Annotated in this window: 9 protein-coding genes; 4 read left to right on the top strand and 5 right to left on the bottom strand. The window is 31.2% G+C overall.

Annotation, left to right across the window (positions count from 1 at the left end):
• Nucleotides 1-467: 467 nt before the first annotated feature.
• Together QZU83_RS04675 and QZU83_RS04670 are read right to left on the bottom strand one after the other, a co-directional pair.
• Nucleotides 468-935: a hypothetical protein gene (locus QZU83_RS04675; protein ID WP_295610074.1), complete on the bottom strand. Its 468-nt coding sequence runs from the start codon at nucleotides 933-935 to the stop codon at nucleotides 468-470.
• A 175-nt stretch (nucleotides 936-1,110) separates the two neighbouring features.
• On the bottom strand, nucleotides 1,111-1,953 hold the full coding sequence (locus QZU83_RS04670; RefSeq protein WP_295610073.1) for an aldo/keto reductase: 843 nt from the start codon (nucleotides 1,951-1,953) through the stop codon (nucleotides 1,111-1,113).
• 225 nt (nucleotides 1,954-2,178) lie between these two features.
• Here QZU83_RS04670 and QZU83_RS04665 point away from each other — a divergent pair, with 225 nt between their 5' ends.
• Nucleotides 2,179-2,397, top strand: a complete 219-nt coding sequence (locus QZU83_RS04665; RefSeq protein WP_295610072.1) for a hypothetical protein — start codon at nucleotides 2,179-2,181, stop codon at nucleotides 2,395-2,397.
• A gap of 53 nt (nucleotides 2,398-2,450) precedes the next feature.
• Here the strand turns inward: QZU83_RS04665 and QZU83_RS04660 are convergent, their stop codons facing one another.
• A complete protein-coding gene (locus QZU83_RS04660) occupies nucleotides 2,451-2,972 on the bottom strand; it encodes an NAD(P)H-dependent oxidoreductase (RefSeq protein WP_295610071.1) in 522 nt (173 codons plus the stop codon).
• Between the two features lie 28 nt (nucleotides 2,973-3,000).
• Complete coding sequence (locus tag QZU83_RS04655; protein WP_295610069.1) at nucleotides 3,001-3,111, bottom strand: NAD(P)H-dependent oxidoreductase; 111 nt, start codon at nucleotides 3,109-3,111, stop codon at nucleotides 3,001-3,003.
• A gap of 272 nt (nucleotides 3,112-3,383) precedes the next feature.
• Here QZU83_RS04655 and QZU83_RS04650 point away from each other — a divergent pair, with 272 nt between their 5' ends.
• Nucleotides 3,384-4,832: a sodium-dependent transporter gene (locus QZU83_RS04650; protein WP_295610067.1), complete on the top strand. Its 1,449-nt coding sequence runs from the start codon at nucleotides 3,384-3,386 to the stop codon at nucleotides 4,830-4,832.
• 43 nt (nucleotides 4,833-4,875) lie between these two features.
• On the opposite strand, the gene QZU83_RS04645 is transcribed toward QZU83_RS04650, so the two are convergent.
• Nucleotides 4,876-6,246, bottom strand: coding sequence for an MFS transporter (locus tag QZU83_RS04645; protein WP_295610066.1), 1,371 nt, complete (start codon nucleotides 6,244-6,246; stop codon nucleotides 4,876-4,878).
• 537 nt (nucleotides 6,247-6,783) lie between these two features.
• Between QZU83_RS04645 and QZU83_RS04640 the strand changes: the two genes are divergently transcribed.
• Entirely contained in the window at nucleotides 6,784-11,379 is a 4,596-nt protein-coding gene (locus QZU83_RS04640; RefSeq protein ID WP_295610064.1) for a non-ribosomal peptide synthetase, read from the top strand.
• Nucleotides 11,380-11,555: 176 nt separating this feature from the next.
• Nucleotides 11,556-12,231: condensation domain-containing protein (locus tag QZU83_RS04635; RefSeq protein ID WP_366925378.1), on the top strand; the 676-nt coding region annotated here is incomplete at its 3' end.

The following is a 12,231-nucleotide window of genomic DNA, read 5'->3' as shown; positions in this document are numbered from 1 at the left end:
TTTAACATTTTATAGGTTAATAAATATATCTGAAAATTAAAAAAAGTATTTTGTATATAATTCATTGTAAAATATGAACAATATTCAAATAAAAAAATTAAATAAATACGAACTGTTCGTTTTTAAACATGTAAAACAGTTCGTATGCATACGATTTTTCACAAAAAACCCGACAATATACTATTCACACAAAGCAATTAGAACTATTCTTACTTTTATTAAATATCGTATGATAAAATAAATATAATTTTATAACAATTAATACAAAAAGTTGTCAAAAATTGTCGAAAATACATTAGGCAAAAACATCACAAAAATACGTAGCCAATAAAGGAACATATGTAACCGAAATTAGAACTACACACATTTCCTTTTACGACAAACTTGCAAAAAAAGTTAATTCTGTGTATTTACTCAAATATCTCGCCAAACACACCTAAACAAAAAAATTAAAAAAATGGTAAAATCTATGCAATCACTTGGCTTATGATATCCTCGCTAACCCCAGTAATTTTAACTAATTTACCATCTTGCAAGTATTCAAACTTATATTTGTCTTTACCGTCATCCATTTCTTTAATAAGGAAACCATCTTTACCTGCGATGTTTTTCTTTTGAGCATTTAAAGGGTTTATTGAATCAATTTTTTGATTGTTTCTTACACCTATTTGAATTTCCAATTCATCGCCAGCGGCATTTCTATATTCAGAAGTTGTTTCGGTATCAACAGCTGTGCCGTCTATATCTTCCACATCACCAGCCTCTGATGCATCCATTTGTCTTTCAGTTGCTGTATATCCATCTGGAATTTTAAAATGAATGCCTTCTAAAGTTATCTCTTCGGCTGCACTGATAGCTGCTATTGCAGAAACAGCCACCACTAGTAACAATCCAAGAACCAATACTTTTTTCATGTCCAAAATTTTCACCTCCATATATCTTATATTATTATGTTAAATGAAAATTATATTTAAATTATTGGATTTGGTTGTACAAAATTTCTTCTTTTTTAGTTTTTTATATGTTATTGCAAATAATATGCAAAAATTTTGGTGATTTAATACATATGTAATTGGAAACGCAAAAATATATTTAAAGAGAATCCTGAGATCATACAATCTCAGAATTAAACTCCTCTGCAGTTTCAGGGTCATCATAATCTATGAATGGACTTTTTCCCATATCAATTTCTTTAATTTTTTCAATATCCTTTTCATTTAATTTGAAATCAAAAATATCAATATTTTCTTCCATTCTTTTTGTTTTTAAAGATCTGCATGAAAATGGAATGTCTCTGTCAACCAACCACCTGAATATTACCTGTACAGTGCTTTTTCCATATTTTTCTGCAATTTCTAAAAGAATAGGGTTTTCAAACAGATTATCCATCCCTTCAGAAAGAGGCCCCCAACTTTGATGGGCCACATCTAACTTATTCATGAATTCATTAGCTTCATACTGTTGGAAATATGGTGATGTTTCAACCTGATTGACTTGAGGAAGAATGTCAAAATTCATTACAAGATCAATCAAACGGGCTGGAACAAAATTTGAAACCCCAATAGACAATAATGTTCCTTCTTTTTGCAAATCCTGTAATGCTCGGTATGAACCATAATAATCGCCAAACGGTTGATGAATAAGCATCAAATCAATATAATCAGTTTGTAAATCCTCCAAGGTTTTATTAACACCTTTTATTGTTTTATCATATCCGGAATTGCTAACCCAATTTTTGCTGGTTAAATAAATTTCTTCTCTAGGAATTTCAGATTCTTTTATAGCTTTTCCAACCTGTTTTTCATTATAATATACCTGTGCACAATCTATAGCAGAATAACCTCTTTCTAAAGCATTAATAACGGCATTTTTCGTGTTTTCAGGTTCAATTTCATAAACTCCAAAACTTACAAAGGGCAATTTTTCATTATTATTTAATTTCTTAAATTCCATAGTTTCACCGGACTGCATTTATATCCATTCAGTAATACTTCAACATATATGAAATATTTTTAATATAATTATTAATGTGTCCTTTTTAATTTAATAAAGTTTGTAACAAATAATCGGCAACCTAATTCTAAAGTCACCATATTAAACTATTTTTAGACATTGCAAACGAAACATATATTTAGTCATGCCTAAATAATATATAACAATGACTATGGAGGTGTTAATGTGGAAACCGATGCACTTATAAATGGAATTCTTTCATTTTTTATTCCTGGCTTAGGTCAAGCAATTGAAGGATATAAGATGAGAGGTCTTATTTTATTCATAATATTGATTGTACTCAACGGAATATTCCTATATTTCCATTTAGACAAAATTATGCAATATATAGTTTTAGCCATTTACAGACTAATTGCAGGATATGATGCATACAGATTATATTGAAACTAGACCTCAGGCAATTAAGTGGGTGGTAAATCCACTGTTTATATTGCCTTTCATTCATTATTTAACTTAGATAACCTTTCACCCAACTCATAAGCTTTTTTGCAGTCTTTTGGAAACTGCACTTCTTTGCTCTGTTCTTTTAACTCGGGATCGAACATGTTATTAAGATACGGATCATATTTTTTGAACTGTTTGGTGTCATAGGCATATAATGATTCGCATTCACCAAAGATGGCTGTAAGATATCCTCTCATGATGGCCAGTTGGTCCTCACCGTTGAAGTAATCCATTTCCTTGGTAACGTTCATGGTGTATATCATAGCTGTTTTTATTTCCTTTTTGATTTTTGAAACCCTATTTCCATCCTCATCCAAAACGTATGTATCGGCTGCAAAAAGCAATCTTTCCAGAAATGCCTGTGCTGATGATGAAATGGAACCGTAGTATATTGGAGTGCCAATGACAATTGCATCAGATTCAAGACACAATTGAAGAACTTCCTTTAAATCATCCTTCCAAAAGCATAATGGATTTTCGCTATTTTTCTTTAAATGGCATGCAAAACAACTCATGCATCCCTTAAAATCATAAGTATAGAGATCAATATATTACATCAGCACCGTTATTTTCAGCACCTTCAACCACATTTTTACATAACTCCGCACTGTTTCCCCTTTTTCTTGGACTTGCATTGATAACTACAATATTCATGATATTAAATTTGAAATTGATGGTAAAAAAAATGTTTACATGACCTGCAGATAGGAGAAAATATGAAAATATTAAAACCTACACAACAATTAAAGTAGACGAAGTATTTTTGCAAATGTGATAAATAAATAATTATTTAATACCAAACATTAAATAATTAAATATGTAGATTGTTGTTTATTGAACAATGACAATATTCAAATGATTACTCCAAATTATTATGTGCAATATTTATTAAATACACTAAAAAATAACATTAACGGTGCTTAAAAATGAACAACACTTCCCAATGGAATTCGGTATTCACATTTATAATGGCAATGATAGGTCTGACTATTGGAATAGGAAACATCTGGCGTTTCAGTTACGTGCTATATTCCAATGGTGGCGGTTCATTTTTCATACCATACGTTATTGCAATTCTGATTATGGGAATTCCATTTTTAATTTTGGAATATGGATTGGGTTTTAGCTTTAAGAAAAGTTTTTCCAATCTAATGCACAGCATCCGTCCCGAATTTGAAATTATAGCATGGATGTTGGTTTTGCTTGTTTTCATCGTTGTAATCTATTATATGATAATTTTAGGATGGGATTTTGTATACCTGTTGAATAGTTTCAATTTCGGATGGGGAAATGATCCTGCATCCTTTTTTACAAACTATGTTGGAGGAAGTTCAAATTTATCCTCTGCCACAACTATAATGCTGTCTACCCTGATTTGTACATTAATATTATGGGGAATCTTTTGGACTGTGTCTATCAAGGATGTGGATAAAGGAATCGGCAGATTATCAACAGTTTTAATTCCATTGCTATTTATGCTCATGGTTTTTATATTCGTATATGCCTTTACATTACCGGGATTTAGTACAGGAATAACAACACTGCTTACTCCCGATTGGTCTGCACTTTTTAATATAAATGTCTGGCTTGCAGCATTCGGACAAACTATATTCACTTTAAGTATCGGTCAGGCTATGGTATATACATATGCAAGTTATTTGCCTAAAAATACCAAATTAGTTGACGAAGTATTGATTGTTGTTATTTCAAACTCACTATATGAGATTTTCGTAGCTTTTGGAGTATTTTCAATGCTTGGATACATGTCATTAACATCTTCAATACCTATGAGTGAATTAATCAGCGAAGGTACCGGATTAATCTTTATTGTATTTCCCCACATATTCAATACAATGGGTGTAGTTGGACATATTATAGCTCCATTATTGTTTATATCAATATTGTTTGCAGGAATTACATCTTCCTTTGCACTGTTTGAACCTTTGCTTTCATCCCTGTGTGATAAATTTGGATGGAGCAGGAAAAAAGGAGTTACAATTCTGACAATCATTGCCTGTATTGTTACGGTTATCTATTCAACAGGAATCAGCAGTTATTTAGTGGAAATCGTTGATGAATTTGTAAATAATTTTGGAATATTAGTCCTGATTGGCATTCAGGCAATAATTTTCGGATGGTTTTATGGCGTTGAAAAGGTCATGCCTGTGCTAAATGAATTTTCAACTTTTAAAGTTGGAAAATCCTGGGTTTTAACAATAAAATATTTAATACCACTTCTTTTAATTGGTGTTTGGGCATTCGGACTTGCTGATTTATTTAATAATGCGAACACATTTAAAATTATAGTTGATGCAATTATCTCGGTTATTGTTATTGGACTTTCAATACTGTTTACAAAATTGAAGCCACGATAATGCAAAACTTGAAACATGCTTTAAAGTATCTTACCACAAAAAATCAAAGGTCGTATTTGTCATACACCCTTTTTTTAGCCCATTCCGGTGCAATGCGTTTAAAGAATCTTACAGTATTCTCATTAGGAGCATAATCATATCTGAATTTACTGTAGAAGAGTAAAATTACTGCAGATAAATTTAACAATATGCATATAAACATCATTAAGTTAGCTGACTGAACAAACAAATGGTCAATGTGGTCAGGTCCCAATTGCTGATTTCCAATGAAAATGGACAATATGACTGTGAAAATTCCGGAACTTAAAATTTTACCGAATTCCTTACTTGTTGATAAAACTGAACTTGCATCAGGTAAATCTTCCTCATCCACAAGAGTTAAAACATATTTATTATTTGGAGCTGAAAACAATCCATTACCGATTCCCTGTAAGGCACATGCAACAAGAATAAGATTAAACGGTATAAAATCAACAAAGAAAAACAAGGTTGATGATGCGCATATGAACATCATTGCAACACCGGATATTATTCTTGAATCTATTCTATTTGAAAGCCTACCTGAAAAACCGGATGCCCCTATCATGATAATAGGTGCAATAAGAAGAGTAAAGCTCACGATAATCTCTTCAACATTTAAAACATATTGCAAATGCAGTGCCAGTACAGTAATTGTAATTGTTACAGTGAAATAAGTTACCATAGCAGCATAATTTCCAATCACATATTTAACATCCTTAAGCAACTTGAAATTAAATATTGGTTCGTGAGCATTTTTTTCAACTTTAACTAATAATATGAATAAAATAAAGCTGACAACTACAAAAACAATTCCAATCTCATCCAGTATTGTCATCCCATAGGTAAATAGACACATCATGACAACATAAATTAGTGAGCCTTTATTGTCGACAGGTCTCTTTTCGGTAGACCATTCATAGTCAATTCTATTCAATAATATCAAAAGAACAGCTATTATTGGAAGCACCATTAAAAATGCAAATTTCCAGTTTAATAAAAAAATTGCAAATCCCATAACTACCGGAGCAATCAACAATCCAATATATCCTGTTGATGAAACTACACCTAATGCAGAACCTATTTCACTATCCTCAAACTCTTCAACTATAATAACATATAAGCTAATGGCCAATACAGCGGCTGAAAATCCTTGCATTAATCTAGATAAAAGAAACATGATATCATTTATCGAAAAAATTGAGATTAAAATAGAAAAAAACAGCAATAAAAGACTTATTTTTGTGGATTTCTTAACCCCATACTGTGAAATGATTTTAGCAAAAGGCAGACTGAAAGCTACAAAACTCATCATATAGATTATATTTACCCACAAAAGTGCTTCAGCAGAAAAATTTAATTCAGCAGCTATATCAGGCAGGGCAATAACAGTCATGTTGGCAATTAACTGTATGAGTAATTGGGATGCTGCCGCAACAATTAAAGTTGATTTTTTCTGTGAAATTTTAAAAATAATATCCCCACCTAATTGAATATTATATTTTATATCGCATATTGTTTTTATATTTGTCTAACTTACCCTAAAGATAACAACCTAAAAAACACGCATAGTATAAAGCTTATTAATAATGAGACAGCAGGGTTTCGTTCATAATTTGCGCATTTCGCATATTATTAAACCTTAATACATTTTCCACAATTAACAAAAATTAAACGAATTAGAATATAATTTTAAAAAAAATACATAATCAAACTTCCCTATAACAAAATTTAAGAAAAAATTCAAAAACAAATATAAAGAATAATCAACAAATTTATATATTATTATCTATGTTGATTTGTTAAAAAGGAATCAGATAATATTCAAAAGTTTACAAGACTATATGAATGAAAAAGTATTCCAAGAATAATCAAGAGCTAACAAATTGACAGACACAATATAATGTTAAAAAGGTATATAGGTTTGATATATATGAGCAAAGAATTTAATTCCATCAATGAACATTTATCAAAAATCTATGCGGATTTTGATGAAACAACTTTAATCTCTCCAAATAAAAGTAGAGAAAAGGAAAAAGGCATAATTGCTAAATCAGAATATGAAATTAAAAAAGAAGATCTGGTCGGATTTTTAAATTCCAATTCAATTTCCATTAACGAACTTTTATTGGCAAGTTTAACATTAACCCTGAATAAATTCAATTTTTCAGATGAAACTTTAATTTTCAATCAGAATAATGTCCCATTCGCCACTAAATTTGAAAACAGGAAAATTTCCATTAAGGAATTTCTTGAAAATATTCATGAAATCTATAATGAAACTTTAGAATTTGATGAATATATTGATAAAGATGCCCTTCTTTTAAAGCCTGAATTTTACTACAGTTTCAATGAAGATTTAAAATCAGACATTGAATATTCAAATTATTTAAACATTGCTGAAAGTGACAAAACTGTTTTATTATCCTTATTTTACAATAGCGAATTATACACAGCAGATTTCATCAATTTATTCCTGTCAAGCATTGAAAATATTATAAACCAATTTGTTAATATTGATGTCGAGAAAACAAACATTGAAGATATTGCTCTTGTAAGTGAAAAAGAAGATATTGAGTTCACTGAAGTTGAAATGCCTATATTCCACAAACGCTTTGAAGAGCAGGTTAAAGCAAACCCTGACAACATTGCTCTTGTAGCCGAAGATGCAACATTCACTGCTGATGAACTTAACCAAAAAGCAAACAAAATTGCTAATGCATTAATCAAAAAAGGAGTAAAACCAAAAAGCAATGTCCTGGTAATGCTTCACAGAAACAGCGACCTAATAGCATCAATATTAGGTATATTGAAAGCAGGATGCGCATACATCCCAATCGATTTGGAATATCCGAAGGACAGAATCAACTATATATACGAAAACAGTCAGGCAGACTACATCATTTCAGATGAGGATAAAGAGAATTCATTAAACATCAAGGAACTACTTAAAGAGGAAAATACTGAAAACCCAGATGTTGAAATTACTCCTGATGATTTGGCATACATGATTTATACATCAGGTTCAACCGGAAATCCAAAAGGAGTAATGATTTCACATGAAAACATCTGTAACGAAGTGCAAAATCCAAAATCACAATACAAAAGCTTATTATGTATTACAACAATTTCTTTTGACGTAGCTATGGATGACATATTTTCAGCACTTGGAAATGGAATCAAACTGATATTTGCAAATGATATACAAATCAAAAACATACCAAAACTAACCGAATTAATAAACGAACATGAACCGGAAGTGGCTGATTTTACCCCATCCAGAATGGCTTCACACCTTGAAGTGGAAGAATTCTGTAATGCCATAAGCTGCTTGAAATGTTTATTCCTCGGAGGAGAACAATTTTCAACCAAAGTATACGAAGACTTTAGAAAATACTCCGATGCGATTGTATACAACAGTTACGGACCAACTGAGACAACAATCACTTCAAACAACAAAGAAGTGACTGACATTAATGATATAACTGTAGGATTTCCTTTAGACAATTATATAACTGATGTTCGTGATATTGATGGCAAACTAGTGCCAAATGGAGTAATGGGCGAATTATACATTGGTGGTACCGGCGTAGGTAAAGGATACTACAACATGCCGGAAAAAACCGCAGAGGTTTTCATGACTATCAACGACATTCCATATTACCGAAGTGGAGACTATGCTATAGAGCTTCCAAATGGTGAGATTGACATCAAAGGAAGAATAGACAATCAAATTAAATTAAGAGGTTTAAGGATCGAAATTGGTGAAATTGAAACAAACATTAGCCAATATCCTAATATAAAACAAGCGGTTGTTGTAATTAAAGAAATTAACAATAATGACCATTTATGTGCTTATTACACAGCTGATGAAGAGATTGATAGCAATGATTTGAAAGAGTATTTAAAAGACAAATTAACTCGTTATATGGTTCCAACAGTATTTATGCAACTTGATGAGATGCCACAAACACCAAACGGTAAAACAGACTTGAAAAAACTACCGGAACCACAATTAAGATTAACATTAACACTTCCAGAAACAGAAACTGAAATAAGATTGCATGAAATCGCTTCATCCATTAGTGAAACAAAAGAGTTCGGTACTACTGATGATTTATATGCCATTGGATTTACCTCATTAACACTGATGAAATTAAATGCTAGGATTTATGATGAAATGGGTGTTAATTTAGACATCATTGCTTTATTGAATGATCCTACAATAAAAAACATTGCAAATGAAATTGAAAATAATGATTTGCTTGATTTAGACAGCATAATTGAATTATCCCATAATACCGAGTATTATCCATTAACAGAAAATCAAATGGGAATCTATTATGAATGTATTCAAAGCGGAGATGTTGCACAATATAATCTTCCGTCAGTCATAAGATTTGGCAGTGAAATTGATGCAAATAGATTAAAAGAAGCCATTATCAAGACAATTGAAGCATATCCATATCTTAAAACCAGAATTGTTCTAGAAAAAAGTAAAGTGATGCTAAAACGTGACGATTCAATAGCTATCGAAGATATTCCGATTGTCAGTGTTGAAGATATTTTAGACGATGAACTTGAAAAGGAAAATCTAAAACCATTTGATTTGCATAATGACCAATTATTCAGATTTAAAATTTATACAACCCCTACTGAAACAATTTTATTCTCCGACGTTCACCACATAATTTCTGACGGAGAATCTTTAGATAAGTTATTCACAAACATTGCTAATGCTTATCAGGGAATTGAAATTGAAAAAGAGGAAATTGATGGTTACATTAACAGCCTGATTGAAACTGAAAATGAAAACAGTGAAAAATATGAATCATCCAGAAAATTCTTCCAGGACAAACTGTCCCAGGAAATTGATTCAACTGTTTTGACCCCTAATTTGAATGGAAACTTTGAAGATGGAGTTTTAAAATCAGTTTCCAAAAATATTAAACCAGATTTGATTAGTGAATTCTGTAACGCAAATAAAATAACTCCAAATGCTTTGTTCATGGCAACAACCATATTAAACCTTAATAAGTACACATTCAGTGATAAAACACTGATTACAACCATTTTCAATGGAAGATCAAACTCATTATACAGCAATACACAAACATTGCTTGTTAAAACACTTCCTATTGTCTCAATAAACGATGATAGAACTTTAACAGTTAAAGAATATTTAAAATCTATAAATGATATTTGGATGGAAACCATTAGCCATTCAGATTATCCTTATACTAAAATTTCCGAAGAGTTTAAATTAAAACCTGAGTTTTTCTATGCATACAACAATCTTGACGCTGAAGAAATTGAAATTGATGATAAAGTTTATAAAGTCAAGTATTTGAATTCACTTGAAGTCAATTATAAAATATCTTTGGATGTTAATGAAACCAAAGACAATCTTGAATTGTTTATCCAATATAATGACCAGTTATACAGTGAAGATTACATAGAAACCTTCTTAAATTGCATTGTTAATGTAATAAATCAATTAATTGAAGCGGATATTGAAAAATTATCTATTGGTGAAATAGAACTAAGTGAAGATAAAGGAATACCTACATTTGACCCAATCGATAATCCTTTCTTACATGGACGCTTTGAAAGACAGGTCGCTGAAAAACCTGACGATATTGCTCTTGTTGCAAGTGATTCTACATTAACTTACAAACAATTAAATGAAAAAAGTAATAGGATAGCCAATTCATTGATAAAAAAAGGTGTTGAACCTGGAAATAATGTCCTGGTAATGCTTCCAAGGACCAGCAACCTCATAGCAACTATCATTGGAATATTTAAGGCTGGATGCACATTCATTCCAATAGATTTAGAATATCCTGCTGAAAGAATAAAATATATCTATGAAAATAGTGAGGCGGACTATATAATCAATACCGATGGAACAACTAAAAACACCTTGGACATCAATGAATTAATTAAGGAAGAAAATGTTGACAATCCAAATGTTGAAATAACTCCTGATGACTTGGCATACATGATTTACACTTCAGGATCAACAGGTAATCCTAAAGGAGTAATGATAAGTCATGAAAATGCATGTAATGAAGCAGCAGAAAATCCAAAATGCGAATACTCAAGCATATTGAGTATTGCAACAATAGCATTTGACACATCCCTTGAAGATATCCTAACCGGAATAACAAACGGTATTAAAATCATATTTGCAAATGATAATGAGATAAAAAATGTTGTTGATTTAACTAATTTAATCAAAGAAAACCAACCGGAAGTAATGGAATTCACACCATCCAGATTACTTTCTTATCTTGAAATTGAAGAGTTTTGCAATGCGATAGGTTGTGGAAAATGTATTGTAATGGGTGGAGAACAATTCTCAGCCAAGGCATTCAACGGAGTCAAACAATACACCAACGCAAAGGTATACAACAGTTACGGACCAACCGAAGCAACAATTGCATCCAACTACAAGGAAAAGAACTTCCAAATGGTGAAATCGACATCAAAGGAAGAATCGACAACCAAATCAAACTCAGAGGACTGAGAATAGAAATCGGAGAAATCGAATCCAACATCAACAGATTCCCAAATATTAAAAGGACTGTTGTTGTAATCAAAGAGATTAACAATAACGACCACCTGTGTGCATATTTCACAAGCGATGAGGAAATTGACATAAGACTATTGAAAAGATATCTGCATAACAAATTAACCAAATATATGGTTCCAACAGTATTTATGCAGCTTGATGAAATTCCACATCTGCCAAACGGAAAAACAGACCTGAAAAAATTACCTACTCCAAAACTAGATTTGGAAAATGTAAAACCTGAAAATGAAACAGAAGAAAAACTATTCAGAATGGTCTCTGAAATGATTGGATCTTCTGAATTCGGAACAACAGATGACCTTTATACTCTCGGATTCACATCTTTAACATTAATGAAGTTAAACTCCATGATTTATAATGAAACCAATGTAAACATTGACATAACTTCATTATTCAACAATCCAACAGTCCAATCACTTTCATATAAGATTGACAATAACATCGAATCAGACATTGACGTTGATGAGATTATTGAAAGTGCAAAGGATACTGAGTACTTCCCATTGACTTCAAACCAATTAGGAATTTATTACGAATGTATGCAAACTGAAAAAATCAAATACACAATGCCAGTCGCAGTGAGATTTGATAACAGTATTGAACCTGAAAAGCTTAAGAAAGCACTTATTGATACTATTGAAGCACATCCATATCTTAAAACAAGAATTGTCAATACTGATGATGGACAAATCATGCAAAAAAGATGTGATGATGCTGAAATTGAAGAAATAGAAATTGTTGAAATAGATTCAATTACCAATAAGGAAATAATGAAAAATGACATAA

Source organism: uncultured Methanobrevibacter sp. (assembly GCF_902771435.1).
GTDB lineage: Archaea > Methanobacteriota > Methanobacteria > Methanobacteriales > Methanobacteriaceae > Methanocatella.
This window is presented reverse-complemented; position numbering and strand designations above follow the sequence as displayed.

Coding starts and splice junctions, on each gene's coding strand:
- QZU83_RS04675 (WP_295610074.1), bottom strand. CDS start 935: ATGGAGGTGAAAATTTTGGACATGAAAAAAGTATTGGTTCTTGGATTG.
- QZU83_RS04670 (WP_295610073.1), bottom strand. CDS start 1,953: ATGGAATTTAAGAAATTAAATAATAATGAAAAATTGCCCTTTGTAAGT.
- QZU83_RS04660 (WP_295610071.1), bottom strand. CDS start 2,972: ATGAGTTGTTTTGCATGCCATTTAAAGAAAAATAGCGAAAATCCATTA.
- QZU83_RS04655 (WP_295610069.1), bottom strand. CDS start 3,111: ATGAATATTGTAGTTATCAATGCAAGTCCAAGAAAAAGGGGAAACAGT.
- QZU83_RS04650 (WP_295610067.1), top strand. CDS start 3,384: ATGAACAACACTTCCCAATGGAATTCGGTATTCACATTTATAATGGCA.
- QZU83_RS04645 (WP_295610066.1), bottom strand. CDS start 6,246: ATGACTGTTATTGCCCTGCCTGATATAGCTGCTGAATTAAATTTTTCT.
- QZU83_RS04640 (WP_295610064.1), top strand. CDS start 6,784: ATGAGCAAAGAATTTAATTCCATCAATGAACATTTATCAAAAATCTAT.